This window comes from Acinetobacter sp. 18QD2AZ41W (assembly GCF_009829025.1).
GTDB classification, from domain to species: Bacteria; Pseudomonadota; Gammaproteobacteria; order Pseudomonadales; family Moraxellaceae; genus Acinetobacter; species Acinetobacter pseudolwoffii.
This window is the reverse complement of the sequence record NZ_WURP01000002.1, coordinates 512,960-537,558: the sequence shown is the minus strand read 5'-3', so window position 1 is coordinate 537,558 and position 24,599 is coordinate 512,960. Positions and strand designations below refer to the sequence as shown.

The window sequence follows — 24,599 nt, the reverse complement described above, 5'->3', positions numbered from 1 at the left end:
ATCCTGTGTGAGGCGCTTTAGTTCGAGCGAAGTGTGACAGTTTTTTGTAGATCGGCTTCGCTAAATTTAATTCGGCTGACCCGATCGGTGCTTTCCAATCCTTTGACCACCGCAATATTGTCGTTATAGCGCTGTTCCAGTACCTGCACATTGACCTTGATAAGTTTATTCTGGCGAATCACCCAGACATAGGGTTTGTTCTGGATATCCTGCAGCGTATCTAAGGGAATAATCTGCCCACTGATTTGGCGTGAACTCAAAATATTGCCTTCTACAAAGGAACCGATACTTAAAGAAGGAATCGTTTCATTCGGTGTAGCAAAGAATTCGATCTGGCGACTGGCCTGATCGGCGATCGGGGAAATCCGGCTCATCACTGCAGTGAGCCGATTGGGATTGCCTTGAATGCTGTATTCGACTTGACTGCCTAGCCTTAAGTTTGATTGTAGGTCACTAGGCACGCGTGCCTGAATTTCCAGCTGTTTAGGATCAACAATTTCAAACAGGGTTTGTCCAATCGACACGGTCTGGCCAGGTTCCACCTGACGCTGGGTAATCACGCCACTGATCGGACTGGTCATGGTTCCGTCACGATCTGCTTTCTCGGCAATATCGACATTGGCTTGCTGGGCACGTACATTTTCCAGCTGTGCCTGATAATCGACCTGACTCTGTTCATATTCTACTTTTGAAATAAAGCCCTGATCGAGCAGACGCTTTTTACGTTGCATCATGTTTCGAGCCTGATTGACCTGAGTTTGAGTAGAGGCCAGATTGGCACGTGCCTGTGCCAGTCGGGCAGCATTGTCCTGATTGTTTAGCCGTACCAGCACCTGACCTTTGGAAACGGTCTGACCGACTTGGGCATTGACACTGGTGGCGGTGGCAGACACCTGCGCCTGAATACTGCTTTGATTGACAGCCCGAATCGTGCCGGTAAACGCAGTTTTTTGAACTGAGTTGCCGGACTGTACTGCAATCAGGTCTTGAGGAATCAGTTCAATGGATGTGGGTGTTTCGGCTTGCTGTACGGGTTCATTTTTATCACAAGCCACTAACAACATATTTAAGCAAAGTGCACTCATGATCAGGAGAGAGCGCGGAGAAGGCATATTTAAACCATGAGCATGTGGTGCAGTTTGCATAAGAGTCCTTGTAGCTTACTGTGGTTTAAAACCAACACAAGCTATCTGTATTTATTCAAGTGCTTTTAAACGGGCGATAATTTTGTCGTATTCTGCTTCCAGATTTCGATAGCGACTTTGTAAAGATTGAATATTTTCTTTTTGGGAAATGAGATTTTTATGATTATTCTCAAGTGTGGTTTTCAGGTGTGCCGGTGGAGCCTTACCTTTACGTAAATATTCACGTTCTTGGCGTACAAACATCACTCGATCTTTTTGCAATTGCTTCATTTGTTCTTGCTGAAAATCAATTTGCTTTTTTAACTGTAGCAGACTGTCATTTTTTTTCTGTAAGGCGGTCTGACTATTGTTGTACGCTCGCTTCAGTCTATTGTCTTCAGCGATCCGCTTGGCCTGTTGAGCACGTTGGGGAGCCTGTCTGATATCGGCTTCGGCATTATAAGGACGAGCACGTTTAATGACCTGCATATTCTGGTCAAGCGCTTCATAACCGTAACGGATATGATTGGGCGTCACATTAGTGCTGATATTGGCCACGCCTTTACTATCATAATAGCGGTACCAAGTGGCCTTTTGCTGGATTTGGTTATTGTTGGCACAAGCTAAGGTCACCTGTAATAGTAACAGCACAGCAACAATGAATTGACCAGTCATTTTATTTTTATCAATGACAGCAAGTTTTTCTGAAAACTGACCCATCATTGGCTCCCTAAATTTAAAGTTGACTAAATTACTTATTTTAAAGTAATAATCTTGTTATATTAGACTTAAATTTACGAATTAAAAACTACCGTTAGTCAAAAAAAAAACATCGGCGTGGGTAAAATGTGAAGCTGTTGTTAAAAATAACTGATTTTGTCTACTTGTGTAGAAAATGTTCATTGATAATACAAGTGACTTTATGTTAAAAATGTTTATCGATCGTAATAAAATAATCCTATGAGCCTTATGGCATAATAGTTTCTAAAATGGGAAGGGTTAAACAAATGGACGATAAATTCCAAAATCTAAAAGTTATGGTTATTGATGACTCAAAGACCATTCGTCGTACCGCGGAAACTCTTCTTCAGCGCGAAGGTTATGAAGTGATTACTGCCGTCGACGGATTTGAAGCTTTGTCAAAAATTGCCGAAGCAAATCCAGATATCGTGTTTGTAGACATCATGATGCCGCGTCTAGATGGCTATCAAACTTGCGCGTTAATTAAAAATTCTCAGAATTACCAGAATATTCCTGTGATTATGCTATCAAGTAAAGATGGTTTATTTGATCAGGCCAAAGGTCGTGTTGTGGGTTCAGATGAATACCTGACCAAACCTTTTAGTAAAGATGAATTGCTGAACGCAATCCGTAACCATATTAGTGCTTAATATTTGATTTTTTTTTTTGGGGAATTGGCATGGCACGTATCCTAATTGTGGATGACTCACCGACAGAAACTTTTCGCTTTAGAGAAATTCTTTCTAAACATGGCTTTGAGGTGATTGAAGCAGCCAATGGGGCCGATGGCGTCACCATGGCACAGGCTGAATTGCCTGATCTGGTCCTGATGGACGTTGTGATGCCGGGCGTAAACGGATTCCAGGCGACCCGTCAGATTGCGCGTGGGGCGACCACCAAACACATTCCAATTGTGATTGTCAGTACCAAAGATCAGGCCACTGACCGCGTGTGGGGCAAGCGTCAGGGTGCAGCAGACTATCTAACAAAACCAGTAGATGAAAAACAATTAATAGAAGTAATTAAGCAACACCTCAATGCAGGATAAGCTCTATGGCAGCAAATGGATTTATCGAATTGCTTCGCATTGCGAAACGGGGAAATAAAAACTACGTTTCCAATGACAATGAAGTGAACCGATGGTCGGGCATTGCTTTTGAGATGATGGGGCAATATTTTGTTGCTCCGCTGGGGGAAGTATCAGAAGTGATTTATCCCCCAAAATATACGCCGGTACCCAAGACACAAGCATGGGTGTTGGGTCTGGCGAATATCCGGGGAAGACTGTTATCCGTTTCTGATCTCACTCAATACGTATCAGGGCATAGCAGTCAGTTTTCACCGACTCAAAAAGTATTGTGCATCAACCATAATGACCAGTATGTCGGTTTGGTCGTAGATCAAGTTTTGGGTATACAACATTTCAATAAGAAAAGTTTCTTTTCGAAGAAATCTGAATTAGATGAAAACTTACAAGAATACTGTCAAGGATTTTTTCATCAGCACAACCAGCAGTGGCATGTGTTCTTATTCAGTCGTCTGTTGCAAAATCCAAATTTTATGAACGCATCTATAAAATTTATAAATTAAATGTCGCGCACGAAAGTGATCAAGGCGTCAACCGGGGAGAGGCTGCATGGGCTTTAAACTTAAAAAGAAAAATACAGGTGAAAGCACTGGCCGCAAAGGCGGTAATGCTTTTTTCACTAAGATTCAATCGCAAATAGATCAATTATCACGTGTATTTGGTGATAGTGAAAAGTCAAAACCGCTGATCTATGGGGCAGCAGGCTGTCTTTTAGCCGCACTGATCACTTTATTATATCTTTTTTATAGTGTGCCACGTAGCAACGAACTCACTCAAAGTCTGGGTGATTTACGTCTCCTCTCGCAAACGATTTCGCGCCAAGCAACTGAAGCAACCGCTTCGGGTACACCGGAGTCAATGAAAAACCTAACTGACTCGCAAAAATCTTTTGCTGAGAACCTTGAAACAGTTAAAAATATTCATTCAGATAATGAGGCGCTACAAGCTGTTGATAAACAGTGGACAGAAGTTTCTAGCGGTATTGATCTGATTACCTCGCAACAAAAAATCATTAACCAGTTATACGACACCAACATTGCCATTGGTGAAGCAATTCCCGGGATTCAGGCGGAATATAACTTGATGGTTGACCAGATGGCGCGTCAAGATATGCCATCGAGCCAGGTGGTGATTGCCAAGAACCAGGTATTTATTGCAGAACGTATTTTACGTTCCATCAGTCTGGTATTGACGGGTAGTGATGGCTCTCGTGAATCGGCAGATGACTTTAGTGCCGATACCGAAACTTTCGGCTCTTATTTAAATGCACAATTGAATGGTTCTGTTGAACTGGGCGTACAGCGTATTGCTGATCCAGCAATGCGTGAATCTCTAGAAGGTATTAAGGCTGAATATGATGAAGTACTCGAATCAGCATCAGCAATTATTCTGAAGAACTCGACTGAAATTGTAAAAGTTCGTCAGGCCGCTGCATCTATTTTTGCCCAGTCTGATGTGCTTTTAGATAACCTGAACAAATTATCAGGTAACTCAGGTCTTAAAACCGTTATTCCAGCCATCCTGTTGATTGCCTTGTTACTTGGTTTCTTGCTTTGTGTATTCAAATTGCTTTCTTTGCGTGGTGTATCGGATAAGCAGCGTGTAGGCCGTTTACAAGAAGAATATGACCGTAACCAGAATGCGATTTTACGTTTACTGGATGAAATCGCCGATCTTGCAGATGGTGATTTACGTTCATACGCAACAGTATCGGAAGACTTTACCGGTGCGATTGCCGACTCGATTAACTTTGCAATCGACCAGTTACGTGACCTGGTATCGCGTATTACTGAAACTTCACAAGAAGTTGCGCAATATACCGCAACCACACAGGGCATTACCAACCAGTTGGCTGAAGCTTCTGAACATCAGGCTCAGGAAATTGCCGGTGCTTCTGCGGCAATTAACGAAATGGCCATGTCGATTGATCAGGTATCTGCCAACGCCGATGAATCTGCTGTGGTAGCAGACCGTTCGGTACAAATTGCTGCAAATGGTGCGGATGTCGTACAACGCTCGATTGAGGGGATGGACACGATTCGTGAACAGATTCAGGAAACCTCAAAACGTATTAAACGTCTGGGTGAATCTTCTCAGGAAATTGGTAACATCGTTGCCTTGATTAACGATATTGCCGACCAAACCAACATTTTGGCATTGAACGCAGCCATTCAGGCGTCGATGGCGGGTGAAGCCGGTCGTGGTTTCGCAGTTGTAGCTGATGAAGTACAGCGTCTTGCAGAACGTTCTGCGTCTGCAACCAAGCAGATTGAAGGCCTGGTAAAAACCATTCAGACCGATACCAACGAAGCGGTTATTTCGATGGAGCAAACTACAGCCGAGGTTGTGCGTGGTGCGAACTTGTCTAAAGATGCCGGTGTGGCACTGGATGAGATTCAAACCGTATCGAATAACCTGGCGAAACTGATTGCGAACATTTCCGATGCAGCGAAACTGCAGTCTGCATCTGCAGGTCATATTGCGACCACGATGAATGTCGTACAGGAAATTACTTCGCAAACCACCAGTGCCACCTTCGATACAGCACGTTCGGTATCTGAACTGGCAAATATGGCCGATGCATTACGTGAATCTGTAGCTGACTTTAAACTACCAGAATAAAGTTAGAGATGATGGGGAGAATGTGCCTTGATTACGATTGAGGCACATTCAAAAAATACAGATAAAGCCTCGACAAGATGTACTTAACCTCAAACGTTAGGTATTGCGTGACGGTCACAATTAAGTTTGAGCGCCCTTCTTGGCGGCATAACGTAAGAAGCATAAGCTATGAAAGAAATATTAAAAAATTTAGTTGAAACGACAACGCTTCCTGAAGATAGTTATCTTGATCAAGATGCAGAAATTCTTGAAATTTTTGTTGAGGAAATCGAAGAAATCTTCGTTGAGTTAAATGCTTTATTTCCAGAATGGCTGGTCAATCCAGATCATCAGGAAAACCTGAAGACCATTCGCCGTCATTTTCATACCCTGAAAGGTTCAGGTCGTATGGTGGGGGCAAAATCGGCAGGGGAAATGGCCTGGGCAGTTGAAGATACCCTAAACCGGGTCTTGTCCGGTTCAATTCAGCTGACAGCGACGGTGCAAAAATTTGCCCAAGCGGTACTGAATGTCTATCAATATGCTTTATATCCAAAATTTAAACATGTACAGGAATTGGATCTCGACCTGCGTCCAATGCTGCTGTTGGGACAACAATTACAACAAAACCTTTCACCTGAACCTGCGTTAGAAGAATTATTAGCATTGGCCGATCATTTGACTGCCGAAGGTCAGACCACAGGGCTGGAAATTGCAGATCATGACCTAAGTGAATCTGCTGCTATTATCGAAACAGCGCCGGTAGAAGTAGCGGTTCGCAATGATATTGAAGAAACCGTGGCCATCTTCATTGAAGAAGCCGAAGAGCATTTGGAAACGATTGCCACCTTCCTGCGTACTGAAGATGAAAAATCACAAGATTATAATGCTCTGATTCGTGCCATTCATACCTTGCGTGGCAGTTCATCGATGGCGCAGATTGAACAGATTTTTGAAGCCAGCTCTAAAGTTGAACAGTTATTTAAAACCTTGCTACAAGATGAAATAGTCTCGACCTCAAAAGAAACAGCCTTACTGATTCAATATGCCGAATTTATCAGTGACTATGTGCATTTATTAGGTCAGGGGGATACCGAAAAACTAGATGCGGTCTATGCCACTTTTGAAGCAGTCTGGAGTGATTATGGCTTTGCGGTCACTGAAACAGATGCGGTTCAAACCCAAGGTCTGGTGTCCAAACTGGTTGAGCTGGATATTGACCTGTTGCTCGATGCTGAGTTTGAATTCGATAAACGCGCACAAGTCGATTATCCGGAATATATCCAGGCACTGAGTCAACAGGCTGCAGAATTACTGGCGCATACTGATAGCCGCGCGGCCAAAGGAATTCATGAATTCACGGCAGATCTGAAATCGGCTTATGATGCCCTGCTTAAAAAGCCGGTGCTGTTAAACAGCAATTATGCTTATGAACTGTTTGCACAGGCACATCAGGAATTTATTCATTTATTTGATACCCTGGCCGCAGGACAGCGCGTCATTCTGAATGATGACATTCAAAAAACTTTAAGTGAACTGTCGGCATTTGTACAACAGGATCTTGAGATCTTTGCGGAAGAGACTGAAAAGTCAGGCCTTGAGCCGACCACAGATACTCTCCCAACGGCTGACACCTTAAGCACAGGCAGCGTGGATTTCGCTGCCTTGAGCCAGCGTATTGCAGCCGATCGTCAACAGCGCGAGAGTGCTGAAACCAACCGTGATTTCGATGAAGAACTGTTAGGTATCTTTCTGGAAGAAGCTGATGAATTGCTGGCAGGTATTGATGAAGATCTGAATACCTGGAGCAAAAAACAGGATGATACGACTTCACTGAACAATCTGATGCGTCATTTGCATACCTTAAAAGGTGGTGCAAACATGATTGCGGCTTCGCATATCGGTTTGATTGCCCATGAACTGGAAAGTATTTATGAACGGGTGATCCGTCAACAGATTGCCGTAACACCTGCTTTAATCCAGATTATCCGTTTGGTACAGGATAACGTGTCCGACCGTATTCAGTCCATTCGAGATGATGGCATTGATTATCCGGCGACAGAAGCGGTGGCAATTTTACAAAATATTCAGGCACTACTTTCTGGGCAAACGCTGGCTGCTGTTGAAAGCACAACTGCTGCATTCAACGTGACCGCGTTAGAGATGCTATCGACTCCTAAAGTGCCATTCGAAGAATTAGTGGCGACAGAGCAGCCTGCAACTGATCTGGCTGAAACAGAAAAATTAGTTGAAACTGTTGAAACCCCTGGATTTACTGAAAATCAAGTTGAACGCTCTGAAGAAGATGAGCTGAAATCAATCGTTGAAGAAACCTTCCTCGAAGAGTCTGAAGAAATTCTGGCCAATGCAGAGAAGCTGCTCAATCAATGGTTCGATCAGCGTAGTGACCGTAGTTTATTACTTCAGTTACAACGTGCTGCCCACAGTATTAAAGGTGGTGCACGCATGATTGAAACTGAAGAGGTGGCCAGCATTGCCTATGAACTGGAAACCACTTTCGAGCAGTTTGCAGTTTATCAATTCAACTCGAATGCCTATGATGGCTTATTGCAGAAAACACTGGCCTGGTTAAAACAGGCAATTTTCCAGCGCGACTATAGCGGTTTTGAGCAGCTTCAAAGCAGTCTGAAAAAGATTGCTTATGTGGACGTCACTGCGCAATTGCCTGAGCGTCTGGCAAAAACAGAACATCTGGTGGTCAGCACCGACTTTGGTTTTGTTGAGGGTGATGGTACTGAACCGCCACAGATGATGGGTGAGTGGGCGAATACAGGCAGTAGCGATAGCAATAACGAGATGATTCGTATCTCTGCTGATCTGGTCGAGAAGATGATTGACCTGTCGGGTGAGAACTCGATTAACCGTTCGCGGATCGAGATGGATCTGGGTCAGCTCGGCAATACCCTGAACGAGATGGAACTGGCGATCAAACGACTTGCCGACCAGTTGCGTCGAATGGAAGGCGAGCTGGAATCACAGATTATTGCCAAGCATGGTTCAGAAAATTCGCGCTATGCCGACTTCGATCCGCTGGAAATGGACCAGTATTCATCGTTGAACCAGTTATCTAAATCTCTGGCAGAATCGGCATCGGATCTGGTCGATTTCAAGAGCACCTTGGCCGACAAGATTCGTGAAACTGAAGGTTTATTATTACAACAATCGCGTATTCAGGCCGAGATTCAGGAAAGCCTGATGCGTACCCGTCTGGTGCCGTTTGACCGGATGTTGCCGCGTTTACAACGTATTGTGCGTCAAACCTCAACCACCTTGAACCGTCCTGCCGAACTGATTGTGCAGAATACTGAAGGTGAATTGGATCGTAATATTCTGGAACGTCTGGTTACGCCATTTGAACATATGTTGCGTAATGCGATTGACCACGGTCTGGAAGATACCGCAGATCGTCTGGCATTGAACAAGCCGGAAGTGGGTTCTATTGTATTGAACATCAGCCGCCAAGGAACCGATGTCATCGTTTCTTTCAGTGATGATGGCAAGGGGATCGATGCGGAGAAAATTCGTGAGAAAGCCCTCAGTCTGGATCTGATCAAAGCCGACCAGCCGATTGATCAGGATGAAATACTACAATATATCTTCCATCCTGGTTTCACTACCGCAAAAGCAGTCACCCAGATTTCTGGTCGTGGCGTTGGTCTGGACGTGGTACAAAGTGAAATCAAGTTGCTCGGCGGTCATGTTTCGGTCAGCTCGGAACTGGGTAAGGGCACGGTCTTTACGATTCGCGTACCGACGACAGTGGCCGTCAGTGATGCCTTGATGGTGAAAGCGGGCGATCAGCAATATGCAATTTCTCTGGCGCAGATTGACCGAATCGTGCGGATTGCGCCGACCACATTGGAAACTTACTTTAACAGTAAAGACGATTACTTCAAGATTGATGGTGAAAACTACAAGCTGCGTTATCTGTCGGAATTTGTCGGTACTCAGCCGATTCCACGTCTGAATAATGTCGGTCATTCATTGCCGGTGCTTCTGATTAAAGGCAACAGTGGCCAAACCATTGCCTTGCTGGTCGATCAACTGGTGGGTTCACGTGCACAGATTGTGGTGAAACCGATTGGACAGCAGTTTGCCAACATCGGGGTAGTGGCGGGTGCTACGATTCTGGGTGATGGTCAGGTCTGTCTGATTCTCGATGGCCAGAATATTGCGCGTCAGATTCAGGCGACACAGCGTGTGAAACAGATGCATGATCAGCGTGATGGTTCGCGTCATTCTAACGCACGCCGTCTGGTGATGATTGTCGATGACTCGGTGACAGTACGTAAGGTAACTTCGCGTCTGCTTGAACGTCAGGGCTATGACATTGTGACCGCCAAAGATGGTGTAGATGCGATCGAGCAGCTAGAAAATGTCAGACCGGATCTGATGCTGCTGGATATCGAAATGCCACGTATGGATGGTTTTGAAGTCACCAACCTGGTTCGTCACCATGATATTCACCGTGACTTGCCGATTATCATGATTACGTCGCGTACTGGTGAGAAACATCGTGAACGTGCATTCAGTCTGGGCGTGACCCACTATATGGGTAAACCGTTCCAGGAAGCTGAACTGCTGGCCAATATTCAACAATTAATTGCCGAAAAACAGGGGTAATCGATGAGTCAGAGCAATTCGACGAGCAAGATGGCTGATCAGATTAGCCAGCAGGAACTTCAGCATCTGATTACGGTATCGACCGGATTTATTGATGCTTATATTATTGACTGTCATGGCAAAGATCCGATGTTATTGCCACAAAACATTGTGCTGTCAGCGCTGGACAGCAATACCCAGGTCAAGACAGTGGAATGGCATGAAGCACAATTGCCAGTCTATGCCATCAATGAGCCTTCACGTCAACATGGCGTGGCATTGGTGATTGAAGGTGATGAGATCAATCAGCGTTTTGCCCTAATGTGCAATGAAATGCCGAAAACCATCCGGATTCGTATTTCTGAAGTGGTCGATGTCGATCAGCCGGTGAATGATCCTGCCATCTTTCAATATGTACGAATGAATGAACAGCTGTTTCATATTCCGAATATGACGAATATTCAGGCTACAATCGGGCTGTAATGCAAACTATTAAATATCAAAAAGGAACTCCATGGAGTTCCTTTTTTATTGCGTTATGAATTTACTTAATTGGCAAGTAAATTTACCAAAATCTGCTCATAAATTTCAGCCAGTGGCTCCAGATCGGCAATATCAACATGCTCATTGATCTGGTGGATGGTGGCATTCAATACGCCAAGTTCCAGTACCTGTGCGCCTGTAGGTGCAATAAAGCGGCCATCCGAGGTTCCACCAGAAGTAGAAAGCTCGGTTTCAGTACCGGTGACATTTAGAATAGCGGTTTTAGCTGCATTGACCAGCTCGCCGACCGGGGTCAGAAATGGCAAGCCCGACAAAGTCCAGGAAATGTCATAGTCCACACCGTGACGATCCAGAATTTCCACAGTACGTGCTTTAAGTTCTTCGGCGGTCACTTCAGTTGAATAACGGAAGTTAAATAGCAGATTCATGTTACCCGGAACAACATTGGTTGCGCCTGTACCTGAATTGATATTGGAAATCTGGAAAGTGGTTGCCGGGAAATATTCATTGCCATGGTCCCAGACGGTGTCACACAGCTCGGCAATCGCTTTAGAGGCGCTATGAATCGGGTTTACTGCCAGATGCGGATATGCCACATGGCCTTGTTTGCCTGTTACCGTGAGATTGGCATTTAAAGAACCGCGACGGCCATTCTTGACAATATCCCCCAGTTTATGGGTACTTGACGGTTCACCGACCAGACACCAGGTAATTTTTTCATTACGCGCTTCCAGGGTTTCAATGACCTTGACTGTACCATTAATTGATGGGCCTTCCTCATCTGACGTAATCAGGTAAGCAATTGAACCTTTATGATTTGGGTATTTTTCTACAAAACGTTCTGTCGCTACGATCATAGCTGCCAAAGCCGTTTTCATGTCGGCACTGCCACGACCATAAAGTTTACCTTCACGGATTTCGGGTAAAAATGGATCTGAGTTCCAGTCATCCAGGTTGCCCGTTGGCACCACATCGGTATGGCCAGCGAAACAGAAGACCGGACCTTCTGTGCCTTTGCGTGCCCAGATATTATCGACATCTTCAAAACGCATGGATTCAATATTGAAACCAATCTTTTTTAAACGTTCCGCCATAATATTCTGGCAGTCATGATCAATGGGGGTGACAGAAGGCTGACGTAATAGTTGCAGGCTTAAATCGAGAGTAGCGGAAGAGCTCATGCGGTTTTCAACAGTCGATAATTTTCTCGGCTCTATAATAGGCGAATATCGGCTTGAATGTGAACGATCGATATAAAAAAACCCTATCTGAGATAGGGTTCTATGAGCATTTAAGAAAAAACTAGTTTTGACGGATTTCGTCAGAGGTTTTTTCAGCAGTATTGGTTACCGCATCGCCCGCCTTAGACACGTCTTTGCCCATACCTTTTACGGTGTTACAGCCAGTTAATACAAAAGCCATCATTAATGAAGCAGCAAGAATTTTTTTCATCATCATCTCCGTATAATCAATAATAAAATTATTATGATGTGGAACTTAGAGTAGAAAATATACGCACTAAAAAATATGTGGTTTTCATAGTGCTTCGGTTAATAAATGTAATGCTTTATAGGGGCTTATGTGATGGATATTGAGTTAGTACCGGTTGGCGATACATATAGAAGTCATTGCGATCTATTTTTTTATAGAGACCATCCGTCCACCAGGTCGCAGTCAAACTGCTTGGCTGGGCTTGCGGATAAATCCATTCATGCCGTTGCAGGCGATAGAACGCGTCTTGTGCAGCAGGAATATGCTGCCCCCATAGACCTAGGCGACGCTCGGTATTGATCCAGGTGGGAATAGGCTGGTCAGCATGATGGGTCGGCAGATACAACTGTCCCTTCATCACACAAAAACGTTTTTGAATAGAATGTGCTAAAGCTTCATCAAATTGGAACTGTTTTTGTGTGAAATGGTTCATTTTTCTGATTAAGGTATCGGTGCGGTTCAAACCGTACCAATGCGGCAGACTAAAATCTGCTTCGGCCAGATAATATTTCAGGGCAATTTCCCAGTGTTCAACCAGTCCGGTATCGGTATTAAGGACTAGGAAATCCAGTTCACCCAAGGTTTTTGCACCCTCAATTTGCTGAATACTATGACCGAGTAGCTGATAGGGATGATAAGCATCGTCGAGTAACCAGAACCAGACCAGCATTTCAAAGCGCAGCCCCAAACGCGTGCTTTTCAGTTGCTGCACAAATTCGATTAATTCTTCTGGATGCTGATCGAGAAATTCCAAACGTGGATGATACTGGCTAAGATATTGCTGCCAGGTCTGGCTGTCATGCAGCTCAAAGCGATGTATGAGTTCAAGCTCCTCGGGAATACCGGACAGGATATTCGGACTGCCGACAGCAAATGCCAGTTGCCGTACCAGAGGATGTTGATAACGATGCCATGCTTCTACAAGATTTTGGTTTAAACTGGAAAAAGACATGGTACAACCTGTGAAAAGTGCAGAAATACAACGGACAGTATCGGAAAACGCTTTATACTACCTGAATTCTGCGGTTAGGGTTGATGTATGAAAGTGTTGTTTTGGCGGAGTCTGGTGGTGCTGTTTGTGATCCTGGGCTTTATCGGTGCAATCCTGCCGGGTATGCCAACAACGGTCTTTTTGATTCTGGCTGCTTGGGCGGCATCTAAAGGTTGGCCACAAATGGATAACTGGTTATTGAACCATCCCAAATATGGCTCGACTTTAAGAGATTGGCGGGCACATGGTACTGTACCGCGTAAGGCCAAATGGCTGGCCAGTATCATGATGCTGATCAGCGGGATTATCATGCTGTTTACTACCGCACCCTTGGCAGTAAAAGCCTTTACCAATATCACCATGCTGATTGTGGCCATCTGGTTATGGCGACGTCCTGAACCGGATCAGGTGATGCTTCATCAAGAAACGATTCATATTGAAAAAACAGAGATAAAGTTAAAGAAAACAGAGTCAAATAAAGTAGATTCAGAGAATAACAAGTCATGAGTACCTTGCATCTGGATCAAGCAGATATCCTGATTGATCTCGCCCAACAAAAGCTGTATTTGCCACGTCTAAACAAGCAATATCTGATTTCCACTGGTAAAAATGGCATTGGTGAAACTGAAAATAGTGGCAAGACCCCACGTGGCTGGCACAAGATCGCTGAAAAGTTTGGTCAGAATGCACCTTTAAACAGTGTATTTATTGCACGTCAGGCGACGGGTGAAATTTATGCTGCTGAACTGGCAGCAGAGTTTCCGCAACGTGACTGGATCTTGACCCGTATTTTATGGTTGAGTGGGCTTGAAGCCGGTTTTAATCAAGGCGAGGGCTGCGATACCTATCAACGTTATATCTATATTCATGGCACGCCAGAAACAGAAATGATGGGAGAGCCGCTTTCTCATGGCTGTATTCGTATGCGGAATCTGGAGGTCGCTGAACTCTTTGACCTGGTGGGTGAGAATGCCTTGGTGTATATCTCGGAACATGCATTAGATTCAAAAATGCTGAAGGGTGTGCATACTGAATAATGAATCGATCTTTAATGTCATGTGAAAATGATTTTGTTTTTACGGGCGGGATGAGATGATTTAATACAGTTTAAGACATTTATTAATCTGATCCAGATCCTATTTTTACAGCATGAAACGGGTTGAATCATCGTCTAAAGCTAAACTTTATCGCTATTTTTCACATAAAAATAAATGACAGTTGAAAGATTACATGAACACAACGCCGAGTAATTTTAAAGCTTTGTATAATTCTTGATCGGAACTAAAGCATACTGCCTGAGTGAGTCTGAAATCTCGCAAGAGAAGACAGGAAATTTTGTTGTGATTTTCATTTTGGAAATTAAAAAATTTCGGTAGAGACTTAAAAAATAAACAAAAAGTGTTGTTTTTTTTAACAAACAACCTATTTTTTAATCACTCACACCTAAAAAGTGGAAAACATTCCGAAAAGCGTTTGACAGGCTGTGCAGATTCTCTATAATGCACCCATCAAACGATGATAGACGTTTAGAAAGGGCGCTTAGCTCAGTTGGTAGAGCGTCTGCCTTACAAGCAGAATGTCGGCGGTTCGATCCCGTCAGCGCCCACCATATCTTTCTTGCCTAAACACTGAACATTTCATAGAATTTGAAGTCTATAATAATTTGAAGGTTTCATGACGATGAGAAATCCATATCAGCGCAAGGCAGCGACCAAATCTCAAACTACATACGACCCTCAACACCTTTATAAACAATATATTGAATCGATTGTCGCGAATGCCGGCATTTTTGCGCTTTATCAGGATGGCTGGGCTTTGTGTGCGACCCCTACTGGACAGCGTGCATTTGCTTGCTGGCACAGTAAAGGTCTGGCTCGTCTGCTGATTAAAGACAATTGGGTGAATTACGATATTCAGGAAATTGGTCTCAAGGATTTTGTAGAGAAAGTGATTCCGTTTTTACGTCAGGAAAGTACCATTGTGTCTCTTGATCTGACGCCAGAAGGGCAGAATATTCTGGTGGCACCGGAAAAATTATTACTGGATATCAAAAATTATCTGTATCAGATCTATGTGCAAAAGCCGGAACTTTTTAAAAATCCGGATATGCCTTTGCCAAGACACATTCGTTTAAATTAATTTTCTTGTTGTTAAATAGCTTGTTTATTGGAACAGTGAATATTCATTCAGCAGCCAGCCATTAATCAACGCAAAATATTCACGTAGCCATGAATGGTAGCGAGCATTCTGAGGAGTGCGGGCACTCAGACTGATCACTTGCTGATAGCCCTGATGTCTGGCAATGGCACGGGCACGCGGGCTATGAAAATCGTTGGTCACAATCACAATAGGCTCATTTCGATCAATATTCTGTTGTTGCAAGATCGCCTGAGAATATTGCAGGTTCTGTTGGGTGCTTCTGCTTTGATCTTCTAAGCGAATCGGGTTTTTGAGCTGCGGATAGGTCATATGAATATAATGTTGCATGACTTCAGCTTCGCTTTGTCTTTCCCGGAAATTTCGTCCCCCGGTCATAATCATCAACGTATCTGGATATTGTTCTGCATATTTTGCTGCAGTATCCAGACGATTTTTTAAGATGGGTGAGGGTTGACCCTGGTTAATCCCACTACCTAATACCAGAATCGCTGTAGCCGGTTGTGCAGGAATATTTGAGTTAATCGACATCTGGATATAAGCGAAGAAAGCCGCGACACTGATGATCCAGAATAAAAATCCGCCCCAGAGACTGTTCCAGAACAATGTTCTGAGTCGAGAATTTTGTTTCCAGCGCTGAATAGATGAAAAAAGCAGGGCATACAGGATCAGTGCCACAGCAATGATGATAGACAGCATGATACCAAAATGCCTTTGATCCTGATTCAGTAACCAGACGCTATTGATACAGAGGATCAAGCCAAAGATCAGACTGAGACTTCGTTTAAGTTGATTGAACATCCAAGTTTCCTTTTTTCTTATTCATATTTTTATTATTACTTTTGTATTTTCAAAAACCGGGCTATTGCGCCCGGTTTTTAGTATATCAGTTCATCTTAATATACATCACGGCGATAACGGCCATCCAGACGTAATTGATCGAGCAGCGTTTCACCAAGTATCTCGGTCAGGGCCTGATCGACATCACTGGCCATGCCATTGATGCTACCACAGACATAAATCACTGCGCCTTGGGCAACCCAGGTTTTCAGCTCTTCAGCCTGTTCCCGTAATTTATGATGCACATAGACTTTTTCCTGCTGGTCACGAGAGAACGCAAGATCCAGCCGTTTCAGGGTTCCCATTTGCAACCAGGCCTGAATGGTTTCTGCAAAGAAAAAATCATGTTCACGCTGACGTTCACCGAAGATCAGCCAGTTTTGGGTGTATTCCTGACGGTTACGGGAGCTGAGCAGACTCATTAAACCAGCAATACCGGTACCATTCCCAATACAAATGATCGGACGGTTATCATCAATCAGATGGAACGATTCGTTGCTGCGAATGCGTAGCGCAATCGGTGCATTGAGTGCGGCATGCTGGGTTAACCAGCCTGAACCCAGACCTAGATTTCCATTCGCATCAGCTTGCTGACGTACCACCAGACGCAGGACTTGCTGACTTGGAATGCTGGCAATCGAGTATTCACGTGATGCCAAAGCCGGTAATTGCTTGAGGAGCTGATCCATTGAATCAAAAGGTTCTGCCTGAGTCAGATCACGATCCCAAAGCGCGCGCTCAATGCTTTGCTGCATAGAAGGCACTTGTGTGCCGGCAGCAATATTGTGTTGTTGCATAAATGCCTGAATACGTTCCGGACTGTTAGCTGGCTGAATCTCGGCAATATCACCTGCTTGCCAGATTGCTTCATGCTCAGGAATCAGTTCGATATTAAAGGCAGGAGCACCCAGACTACCTGGATTGAGGATTTCACGTTGAGTCAGTGTCCACTGATCAAAGGTTTTATCGATACCCATGGCTTGCAGTTCAAGGCGAGTTACTTGTGCCAGTGCAGTATTCCATTGCTGGATGTGCTCATTATTGGCATTATCCACTTCAATGGTAGTGAATAACTGCTGGGCACCATTTTGCTGCAACCACTGGTCAATACGGTGACCAAAACTGCAATAGCTATCCGGATATTCTTGAGAACCGAGCGCCAACACCGCATAATTTAAATGCCGCAAATCAGCTTTGCCAGACAGGATTTTTTTCTCAAAAGAAGAGGCCAGATCAGGTGCTTCACCTGTGCCATAAGTACTGGCAACAAATAATACCTGCTCAGTTTGCTGTAAATCGGCAAGCGTCAGTTGTTGTACCGCTTTTACTGTTGCCGGTTGACGTGCTTCCTGCAGGGCAGTTGCTGTACGCCAAGCCAGTTGTTCTGAGACACCTGTTTGTGATGCATAAGCAATCAGCCAAGGTTTGGCATTTTCATCTAAGTCAACTGGAGTGACACCCTGACGCGCTGCCAGCGTTAAGCGCTTCTGTTTACGACGTTTCAGATACAGCATCCAGCCTGTCACAAAGAATAATGGCATTAACAAGGCTGCGACCATGGCAAAGAACTGGTAGATCGGGCCGAAGAAGCTGCCACGATGCACCGGTAACATGCTGCTCATGATCTTTTCATTGAGCTTTTTATCTTCATAGAGCTCAACTTCTGTAAATTCGGCTGTCTGGTAATTATAAGTGGCACTGTTCCGCGCACGTTCATGTTGGGCAACCGGATCGACAAAGCTGAGCTGCATGCTGCCGTCGGGTTTTTTGGGAAGATTAAAGGTTACTGTGGAATATTTATCTGAAAATTCAGTATTAAAGCCAGTCCAGCTCAAATCTAGCGCGCGGCTAATCTGTTCTGGATTCATGCCTTCTTCGCGTCCTTCACCACGTGGGCCGCGTTCGCCACCTTGACGTCCTTCACCACGATTATTGCCCGCATTGGCTTGCATGGTAGGCTGTGGACGTTCAACGCCGAGAACTTTAAACATCCCGCTACGCCACCAGTCATAGGACCAGTACAGACCAGTACAAGCCAGAATCAGGTAGAAAATCACCACCCAGGTTCCCACAACAGCATGCAGATCCCAGATAAAATTACGGCCTTTCAGCTTGGGTTTTACAAAGAACCATTGCTTGATCGAATGACGTTTTGGCCAGCGCAGGTAAAGACCGGACAAGACGAAAAAAATCAGCATTAAAGTACAAGCACCGGTAATCTGTTTGCCGACCGGGCCAACCGTTAAATTACGATGCAGTTGCTGAATAAACTGGAAAAATTCTCGACCCTTAATCTCAGGCAAAACTTCGGCAGTATAGGGATTGATCAGGATGTTATGACCACGCCGTGCTCCCTCTTTGGCAATATTTACAGTACTTGAAGCACTTGGATCTTGTGCCACGCTAATACTGTTAATCTTCATCTCAGGAGTGGTATTTTGAAAATGCTGATACAGCTGAGCAGGCGTAAGTTTGTCACCTTGCTGAACCTGAACCGTATAACTGTCGTTATTTATCCATTTTAAGATTTGTTGTTCATAGGAATAAATTGCGCCAGTGACGCCCATCAAAGAGAGGATTAAACCTGCTGTAATCCCCAGAAACCAGTGGATTTGGAAAAATGTTTTTTTAAACATGGTCGTCAGATTAAGGGTGAGCTTTATAAAAGTGGGCAAATTATAACTGAACTTTAATACTGAATTATAGGTGTTGAGGATAATATTTATTCTCATTATCATTTATTGTTTTAGGATTAAAAAAACCTCCATGCCGGGGCAGGAGGTTTTTTGTTGAAACGTGTACAAGTTTAGATTTGTTTGGCTGCGCCAACTTCTGCTTCTAGATGCTTACGAATCGTGTTAAAAGAAAAGTTTTTGCTGTCCAGACGTTTAGGCAGGATATAAGCACCTTGCTGGCCTTTTACCTTGAAATTGACCAACATGAATTCTGGTGTGTTGTACCATTCATAAATGTCTTTCCAGCTGATCGCACCCACACCTTCCTGCATGCCCATTTTCTGACGCATGATGATACCGTGCGGTTGTACGCCCAGACGAACACCTTTGATTTCCTGTACCGGAAATTCATTCATCTTGCGTTTAACATACCATTCCAGACCAAAGGTACGGATCAGGTAATACAACACCACACAGGCAATCGCCACCCAGCAGAACACGGTTGAATAGTTCTTGAGAAGCAGAAGGCCCAGAATAGAAAGTGCAACAACAGCACCCATGATCAGCCATGCTTTCATGCCAATTTTATTGGTACTACGCCAGATCACCAGCTGAGCATGACGCTGCTCGGCTTCTGAAATTTCATAGTTCACAGGCTGTAGGGTATAAGCGTATAAATTTTTCGCGGTCATAGTGAAACTAGCAGATTTAAAACTGTAAAAAGTTTAGCATTAATTGTACCAATTCAGTGAGTATATTGTTCCAAAATCATCCAAATTATAATGAACCGAGTTCTGTTGCCTGTTCATCACGCTCATGACTCAAACTTTGTTTCAATTGGCTCAACTGGTTTAAAATACTGAACATTAAAGACAGCTGCTGCAAAATGATCAGAGATTTCTGATCTTGTTCCTGATCATGTGACAGGCGCTGTCGAATATGGACAATCATATTTTGCGCCCTTAAATCGGGCGTTTCGTCTCGTAATAATGCACCGCGAATGTTCTCTAATGCATTATCCAGTAAATTCAGAATGTCCTGATCCTCAATTCTTCCTCGGTGCGCACCCAGCGCGGCGATATAACTGATAAAGGTATGGTTCAGACACAGGAACTCAAAGGCCAGCGATTTTTGTACCGGATCAATATCCGGTTCAGTGGCCAGGGTCGAAATGAGTGAAGCCACCTCGGCATCGGTATTGTGGGCAGCACGGCGCACAATCCGATATTTCAGGCCATTATTACGCCCCGATTTATATTGCTCGATCACTTCACTTAAATAGTCCGCTTCTGCCTGCAAGCTGCGTTTGATACTGCGCGGCAAACGTCGGAACTTCCAGTCCGGGAAAATAAAGCTGACCCCGAACCAGGCAATGGCACAGCCAATCAGGGTATCAATCATCCGCGGGATAGCCGCAGCAAAGCCCATACCATCCAGATTGAAGTTGATCAACGCAAGAATCGTGATAAAGGCCGTGGCTTGGGCATACTGTTTACTACGCAATTCAAAGAACAAGATCCCGCTGAACACCAGCAGTAATAATTGTCCTTCGACAGAAGGTACAAAATATAAAATGGCATAACCGAAAATAATACCGACCAAGGTACCGACAATCCGCAGACGTAAACGCCGTTTGGTGGCGTTAAAGTTTGGCTGGCTGACAAACAGTGCAGTTAATAAAATCCAGTAACCATATTCAATATTGCTGACCTGTACAAAGATATAGCTGATCAGCAGCACAATCGACAGGCGGATGGCATGCCGGAACAGCACCGATTCTGGGGTGAGATGCTGTTTAATTCGAACCTTGATGTCATCCCAGCCTTTCAGGTCATCATCTCTGAGCTGGTTTTCAATATGTTTAAAACGCTCGGCTTTGATACTTTGCTCGGTTTCCAGGTTACGTAACTGGGCATCAATCGATTTCAGGTTCTGAAATAGTGAAAATAAGGCATTAATCCAGACCTGATCATAATGCTGATCCTGACGTAATTTCTCCAGAGACAGCCGAAGATTGTCAAAAGCATGCTTGAAGCGTTTGTTATGTACATAAGGCTTGCGCAGCAGCAAACTTTCGCTCAGGTCCTTGCAGGCTTTGCCCTGAATCGACATGATGCGCTGAAAGCGGAACAGGATGTCGCTGTGCTGGAAAATCTTGGCCAGTTTCTGATAATCAATATGGGCTGAATCGGCACGTTCATGAATATCCTGCGCCACAAAATAATATTGCAGACTGCGACGGGTATCTTTTTGCCCACGGTCGCCTTTTAGACGGGTCAAGAGCGCCGTTTTCATTTCGTTAAAAATGGCAATCAGTTTGCCATTTTCAAGAGAAAGATCAATCATGCTCTGCTGATAACTGGTCGGGGTCATGTCCACATCAAACAGATTGGACTTGGCATATAAAAAGTCACCAAGCGAAGCATAAGAGGTGGCAAGCTTGTCTTGTGCCAACCGGGCAGGGAAGACCAGGAAGCTGAGCGTCGACAGAATGCCGTACCACATCGCACCGATGACCAGCAAGCCGGCCTGCTTATACCATTCATCGAACAGTTCGACACCCAGCATGGCATAGACGGAAACCACCAGACAGCCATAAGAAATTGTGGCATAGCGCCTGCCAAGGGAGCCAAGCAGAATCAGGCCAATACAAGAAACAATCAAGGCCAAGGCGAACAGCGGCGGATAAGGATAGAGCAGATAAACGCCAACCGCAGTAATAAAGAAACCCATGTAGGTATATAGCAGATTGAGAATACGCACCGAAAAGCGGTCATCAATATCGCTTAAACCGGCTGCGACCACGCCTAAAGTCAGGGGAATCGTCATCAATTGTTGCCCCATAAAATAGGGAACAAAGGCGGTACCTGCAAATGCCGTCATCATTCGCAGGTTATACATCAAGGTCGTATTATAGGTGGTTTGCTTGAGACGAGTGAGCCAAGATTTCAAAGGTCGTCCTTTATACTGCAGTCTTACAGGTGAATCTGAATATGCCAATGAAAAATAGTAGGTTTATAAAATTTCATTTCAAGTTAAATCATACTATGCACTGTGTTAACTTGTCTGCATATTAGCGCTTTAAATCTTCATGCTTATGCCATCGAATAAAATCGTACAACCACCTTATGCCATGTCCTGGATTGTTTTGCTAGCGGCACTGAGTGCGCTCGGACCTTTATCCATTGATATGTATCTTTCTGCCTTGCCGGCGATGGCAGCAGATTTTGGCGTCAGTACCCAAATGGTCTCGAATAGCTTGCCGGCTTACTTCTTCGGTCTGGCTGTGGGGCAACTGATTTATGGGCCGATCAGTGACCGGATTGGGCGTAAACCACCGCTGTATTTTGGGCTGTGTTTATACATTGTGGCAAGTCTGCTGTGTGTGTTTGCACAGGATGAATGGAGTCTGATCGCTGCACGGATTCTGCAGGCCTTGGGTGGTTGTGTCGGGGTGGTCATGGCCCGTGCGGCCATTCGTGATCGTCTGGATATGCATTCAGCAGCTCAGGCCTTTGCCAGCATGATGATTGTGACCGCCATTGCGCCAATCATCGCCCCAAGTCTGGGGGCCTGGGTGTTGATGTTTTATGAATGGAACATGATCTTTGTGGTACTGATGGGCTGTGGTCTGTTGAGTCTGGCCTGTGTACATTTTCTATTTAAAGAAACCTTGGAACCAGAACGCCGTCTCAAACTGAACTTTCAACAGGTATTAAGTTTGTACCGTACTATTTTTCAGGATCCAAGCTTTCGACGCCCGCTCTATGCCGGTTGTTTCTCCGGTGCGGTGATGTTCTGTTATATCAGTGCTTCTTCGGCCATTCTGATGGATCGTTATCAACTGACCGAGCAGCAGTTTGCTTATGCCTTTGGTGCCAATGCCTTCGGGATCATGCTGTTTTCGACCTTGAATAAACGTCTGGCTGGGCGATTCTCGATATTGCAGCGTCTGAAAATTGGCACCTGTCTGCAGTTTGCTGGTGTATTAGGGTTAATCTTACTCGGCTGTCTGGACGTCGATTCTGTGTTCTGGGTGTTGTTAGGCATGTTTATTGTGGTGGCGTCGATCGGTTTTACTGGCCCGAATGCTATGGCATTGGCTATGGCGAAGCAGGGTGCACGTGCAGGAACTGCTAGCGCGATTATGGGCAGTATGCAATTTGTCTGTGGCTTATTGGGCGGGCTTTTACTAAATTTTCTGGTTTGGAATGCTTTATTAAATATGGCATTGATTATGCTGGTTTTTGTTTGTATTACCGTCTGGGCAATTTGTCAACTTGAGCTGCCAGTATTCAAACATGAATAAATGCCTGATCTGGCTCTGGCCAGATAAAATCTAAAGATCTGAAAATAAGGCCAAGTCGATAGACTCAGCCTTGATTCAATCACTCATCAATAAATACAGCGAATTCTTCTACCGGGACACGCGGCGTAATAAAGCTGTTAATGATCTGCTCTGGATCGGCATAGCCCAAGGCCATGCCACAGACCAGTTCTTCATGTTCAGGTGCACCGACCAGATCGAGTACGATGGGATGGAAATGATTCCAGGCGGCCTGCGGGCAAGTATCCAGACCGCGGGCTTTTGCTGCAATCATGACATTCTGGATCATCATCGAAATATCCATTTTCGAACCAATGGCCAATGAGCGATGTACGGTAAAAAACAGTCCCACCGGTGCATCAAATAATTCAAAATTACGCAGCTGCTGCCGTGCCATTTTTTCTTTTTCGCCTTTTTGAATATTCAGCAAACCATATAAGCCCCAACCATTTTCACGACGACGTTCAATAAACGGCGAGAGCCATTGTTCAGGATAATAGGCAAAGGTTTCTTGGTATTGTTCCGCCAGCTCGGGATTGGCATAGATTTGCATTTGGGCCTGACAGACGCGTTCTACCAGTTCATCGCGTTTTTTACCTGTCACAACATAGACTTTCCAAGGTTGGGTATTGGTGCCCGAAGGTGCGCGGCTGGCCACAGTTAAAATCTGTTTCAAGATGTCTGTACTGACCGGCGTATTTAAAAAAGCGCGCACCGAATGGCGAGAGGTGATCGTTTGATCTACAGCATGAACAAGTTTTTGATCCATTTTGATGTCCAATCGAATATCCATATGAAGTTTTGAATGACTATAAACTAAACAAACAGTAGGGTGGACAGAAAAATTAAATCGCGGGCCAGAATGGAAAAAGTATTTATCAGTGAAACAAAAGATTGATATCTAGCTTGATGTTTTAAATAGCCTCAGTCAAATAGTCAGGACATTGGTTAAAAAGCTTTGATGAAATTAAAAATTAGCTTAAAACTCGGATGCTTGAACCATTTGAACATACTAATTGCCTGCACAGATGAAGTGGATTGGGATAGAAAACCATGTTAATTTCATTGAAATTTCTTGGTTTGATAAAGTTTTAAGTAAGAGATTAATATTTTTTTTCGATAACTAGAGAGTTTGACCCTCATCTAAAAACCCTAGACTAATAATTATTTTTTATAGATTGATTAACTATTCTTAATAAAAAACAATAAAACTTTATACAAAGAAACAGCATAATATGCAGCTTTTCATCTTAATCCATGCGCTTTGGGAAAATTCAAGGTCGGCATGCACAAGATTTATTTTAAATAACGCTATTCCAAGTGGCTTGAATTAAGCTAGTCAGGTTAAAAGCGCTCACTAAACCTTGGTGTTTTTTGAGAAGTAGAACACAGTCTTATAGATCTGACTCTCCTGTTAAATTTGTATGCTTATACCATT

General features: G+C 44.3%; 20 protein-coding genes and 1 tRNA gene. 11 read left to right on the top strand and 10 right to left on the bottom strand.

Annotated elements, in window-relative coordinates:
* Positions 1-17: 17 nt before the first annotated feature.
* Together GVV58_RS05580 and GVV58_RS05575 are read right to left on the bottom strand one after the other, a co-directional pair.
* Positions 18-1,145 carry an efflux RND transporter periplasmic adaptor subunit gene (locus GVV58_RS05580; RefSeq protein ID WP_159516128.1) on the bottom strand — a complete coding sequence of 376 codons (1,128 nt, stop codon included), beginning with the start codon at positions 1,143-1,145 and terminating at the stop codon, positions 18-20.
* Positions 1,146-1,196: 51 nt separating this feature from the next.
* Entirely contained in the window at positions 1,197-1,844 is a 648-nt protein-coding gene (locus GVV58_RS05575) for a hypothetical protein (RefSeq protein ID WP_005097852.1), read from the bottom strand.
* Between the two features lie 287 nt (positions 1,845-2,131).
* Here GVV58_RS05575 and pilG point away from each other — a divergent pair, with 287 nt between their 5' ends.
* From pilG to GVV58_RS05545, 6 genes are all read left to right on the top strand, one after another.
* Positions 2,132-2,515 carry a twitching motility response regulator PilG gene (pilG, locus tag GVV58_RS05570; RefSeq protein ID WP_005097851.1) on the top strand — a complete coding sequence of 128 codons (384 nt, stop codon included), beginning with the start codon at positions 2,132-2,134 and terminating at the stop codon, positions 2,513-2,515.
* Positions 2,516-2,544: 29 nt separating this feature from the next.
* A complete protein-coding gene (locus GVV58_RS05565) occupies positions 2,545-2,913 on the top strand; it encodes a response regulator (protein ID WP_005097847.1) in 369 nt (122 codons plus the stop codon).
* A gap of 5 nt (positions 2,914-2,918) precedes the next feature.
* Positions 2,919-3,455 carry a chemotaxis protein CheW gene (locus tag GVV58_RS05560; RefSeq protein WP_005097846.1) on the top strand — a complete coding sequence of 179 codons (537 nt, stop codon included), beginning with the start codon at positions 2,919-2,921 and terminating at the stop codon, positions 3,453-3,455.
* Positions 3,456-3,501: 46 nt separating this feature from the next.
* Positions 3,502-5,574 (top strand): methyl-accepting chemotaxis protein, encoded by a 2,073-nt coding sequence (locus tag GVV58_RS05555; protein WP_005169698.1) that lies wholly within the window; start codon positions 3,502-3,504, stop codon positions 5,572-5,574.
* A gap of 168 nt (positions 5,575-5,742) precedes the next feature.
* Entirely contained in the window at positions 5,743-10,197 is a 4,455-nt protein-coding gene (locus tag GVV58_RS05550) for an Hpt domain-containing protein (RefSeq protein ID WP_159516127.1), read from the top strand.
* Between the two features lie 3 nt (positions 10,198-10,200).
* Complete coding sequence (locus GVV58_RS05545; protein ID WP_005097843.1) at positions 10,201-10,659, top strand: hypothetical protein; 459 nt, start codon at positions 10,201-10,203, stop codon at positions 10,657-10,659.
* A 65-nt stretch (positions 10,660-10,724) separates the two neighbouring features.
* On the opposite strand, the gene dapE is transcribed toward GVV58_RS05545, so the two are convergent.
* The 3 genes from dapE to GVV58_RS05530 form a co-directional block, all read right to left on the bottom strand.
* Positions 10,725-11,861: a succinyl-diaminopimelate desuccinylase gene (gene dapE / locus GVV58_RS05540; protein ID WP_005097842.1), complete on the bottom strand. Its 1,137-nt coding sequence runs from the start codon at positions 11,859-11,861 to the stop codon at positions 10,725-10,727.
* Between the two features lie 121 nt (positions 11,862-11,982).
* Entirely contained in the window at positions 11,983-12,135 is a 153-nt protein-coding gene (locus tag GVV58_RS05535; protein ID WP_004280704.1) for an entericidin A/B family lipoprotein, read from the bottom strand.
* A 112-nt stretch (positions 12,136-12,247) separates the two neighbouring features.
* Entirely contained in the window at positions 12,248-13,123 is an 876-nt protein-coding gene (locus GVV58_RS05530; protein WP_159516126.1) for a DUF1853 family protein, read from the bottom strand.
* Between the two features lie 87 nt (positions 13,124-13,210).
* Here GVV58_RS05530 and GVV58_RS05525 point away from each other — a divergent pair, with 87 nt between their 5' ends.
* The 4 genes from GVV58_RS05525 (at position 13,211) to GVV58_RS05510 (ending at position 15,301) form a co-directional block, all read left to right on the top strand.
* Positions 13,211-13,669, top strand: coding sequence for a YbaN family protein (locus tag GVV58_RS05525; RefSeq protein WP_005097835.1), 459 nt, complete (start codon positions 13,211-13,213; stop codon positions 13,667-13,669).
* Entirely contained in the window at positions 13,666-14,199 is a 534-nt protein-coding gene (gene elsL / locus GVV58_RS05520; protein WP_159516125.1) for a cell wall-recycling L,D-carboxypeptidase ElsL, read from the top strand. Before GVV58_RS05525 ends, elsL begins: the two co-directional genes overlap by 4 nt.
* A 496-nt stretch (positions 14,200-14,695) precedes the next feature.
* Positions 14,696-14,771, top strand: a tRNA-Val gene (locus GVV58_RS05515).
* 71 nt (positions 14,772-14,842) lie between these two features.
* Positions 14,843-15,301 (top strand): DUF2750 domain-containing protein, encoded by a 459-nt coding sequence (locus tag GVV58_RS05510; protein ID WP_005097833.1) that lies wholly within the window; start codon positions 14,843-14,845, stop codon positions 15,299-15,301.
* 24 nt (positions 15,302-15,325) lie between these two features.
* On the opposite strand, the gene GVV58_RS05505 is transcribed toward GVV58_RS05510, so the two are convergent.
* The 4 genes from GVV58_RS05505 to yccS form a co-directional block, all read right to left on the bottom strand.
* Positions 15,326-16,120, bottom strand: coding sequence for a YdcF family protein (locus tag GVV58_RS05505; RefSeq protein WP_159138272.1), 795 nt, complete (start codon positions 16,118-16,120; stop codon positions 15,326-15,328).
* A gap of 95 nt (positions 16,121-16,215) precedes the next feature.
* Positions 16,216-18,795, bottom strand: coding sequence for a sulfite reductase flavoprotein subunit alpha (locus GVV58_RS05500; protein ID WP_179999743.1), 2,580 nt, complete (start codon positions 18,793-18,795; stop codon positions 16,216-16,218).
* A gap of 170 nt (positions 18,796-18,965) precedes the next feature.
* Positions 18,966-19,526, bottom strand: a complete 561-nt coding sequence (locus GVV58_RS05495) for a YcxB family protein (protein WP_005169724.1) — start codon at positions 19,524-19,526, stop codon at positions 18,966-18,968.
* Positions 19,527-19,611: 85 nt separating this feature from the next.
* Complete coding sequence (gene yccS, locus GVV58_RS05490) at positions 19,612-21,786, bottom strand: YccS family putative transporter (RefSeq protein WP_074383432.1); 2,175 nt, start codon at positions 21,784-21,786, stop codon at positions 19,612-19,614.
* Between the two features lie 139 nt (positions 21,787-21,925).
* Between yccS and GVV58_RS05485 the strand changes: the two genes are divergently transcribed.
* Positions 21,926-23,143 (top strand): multidrug effflux MFS transporter, encoded by a 1,218-nt coding sequence (locus tag GVV58_RS05485; RefSeq protein ID WP_159516123.1) that lies wholly within the window; start codon positions 21,926-21,928, stop codon positions 23,141-23,143.
* A 79-nt stretch (positions 23,144-23,222) separates the two neighbouring features.
* Here the strand turns inward: GVV58_RS05485 and GVV58_RS05480 are convergent, their stop codons facing one another.
* Positions 23,223-23,930 (bottom strand): nitroreductase, encoded by a 708-nt coding sequence (locus GVV58_RS05480; RefSeq protein ID WP_005097826.1) that lies wholly within the window; start codon positions 23,928-23,930, stop codon positions 23,223-23,225.
* Positions 23,931-24,599: the final 669 nt, after the last annotated feature.

What these genes read in the sequence shown, in the direction of transcription:
- elsL (WP_159516125.1), top strand. Translation starts at nt 13,666, where the DNA reads ATGAGTACCTTGCATCTGGATCAAGCAGATATCCTGATTGATCTCGCC.
- GVV58_RS05495 (WP_005169724.1), bottom strand. Translation starts at nt 19,526, where the DNA reads ATGACCGCGAAAAATTTATACGCTTATACCCTACAGCCTGTGAACTAT.
- GVV58_RS05525 (WP_005097835.1), top strand. Translation starts at nt 13,211, where the DNA reads ATGAAAGTGTTGTTTTGGCGGAGTCTGGTGGTGCTGTTTGTGATCCTG.
- GVV58_RS05480 (WP_005097826.1), bottom strand. Translation starts at nt 23,930, where the DNA reads ATGGATCAAAAACTTGTTCATGCTGTAGATCAAACGATCACCTCTCGC.
- GVV58_RS05505 (WP_159138272.1), bottom strand. Translation starts at nt 16,120, where the DNA reads ATGTTCAATCAACTTAAACGAAGTCTCAGTCTGATCTTTGGCTTGATC.
- GVV58_RS05535 (WP_004280704.1), bottom strand. Translation starts at nt 12,135, where the DNA reads ATGATGAAAAAAATTCTTGCTGCTTCATTAATGATGGCTTTTGTATTA.
- GVV58_RS05530 (WP_159516126.1), bottom strand. Translation starts at nt 13,123, where the DNA reads ATGTCTTTTTCCAGTTTAAACCAAAATCTTGTAGAAGCATGGCATCGT.
- dapE (WP_005097842.1), bottom strand. Translation starts at nt 11,861, where the DNA reads ATGAGCTCTTCCGCTACTCTCGATTTAAGCCTGCAACTATTACGTCAG.
- GVV58_RS05565 (WP_005097847.1), top strand. Translation starts at nt 2,545, where the DNA reads ATGGCACGTATCCTAATTGTGGATGACTCACCGACAGAAACTTTTCGC.
- GVV58_RS05485 (WP_159516123.1), top strand. Translation starts at nt 21,926, where the DNA reads ATGCTTATGCCATCGAATAAAATCGTACAACCACCTTATGCCATGTCC.
- GVV58_RS05575 (WP_005097852.1), bottom strand. Translation starts at nt 1,844, where the DNA reads ATGGGTCAGTTTTCAGAAAAACTTGCTGTCATTGATAAAAATAAAATG.
- GVV58_RS05580 (WP_159516128.1), bottom strand. Translation starts at nt 1,145, where the DNA reads ATGCAAACTGCACCACATGCTCATGGTTTAAATATGCCTTCTCCGCGC.
- GVV58_RS05545 (WP_005097843.1), top strand. Translation starts at nt 10,201, where the DNA reads ATGAGTCAGAGCAATTCGACGAGCAAGATGGCTGATCAGATTAGCCAG.
- GVV58_RS05510 (WP_005097833.1), top strand. Translation starts at nt 14,843, where the DNA reads ATGAGAAATCCATATCAGCGCAAGGCAGCGACCAAATCTCAAACTACA.
- GVV58_RS05560 (WP_005097846.1), top strand. Translation starts at nt 2,919, where the DNA reads ATGGCAGCAAATGGATTTATCGAATTGCTTCGCATTGCGAAACGGGGA.
- GVV58_RS05555 (WP_005169698.1), top strand. Translation starts at nt 3,502, where the DNA reads ATGGGCTTTAAACTTAAAAAGAAAAATACAGGTGAAAGCACTGGCCGC.
- GVV58_RS05500 (WP_179999743.1), bottom strand. Translation starts at nt 18,795, where the DNA reads ATGTTTAAAAAAACATTTTTCCAAATCCACTGGTTTCTGGGGATTACA.
- GVV58_RS05550 (WP_159516127.1), top strand. Translation starts at nt 5,743, where the DNA reads ATGAAAGAAATATTAAAAAATTTAGTTGAAACGACAACGCTTCCTGAA.
- pilG (WP_005097851.1), top strand. Translation starts at nt 2,132, where the DNA reads ATGGACGATAAATTCCAAAATCTAAAAGTTATGGTTATTGATGACTCA.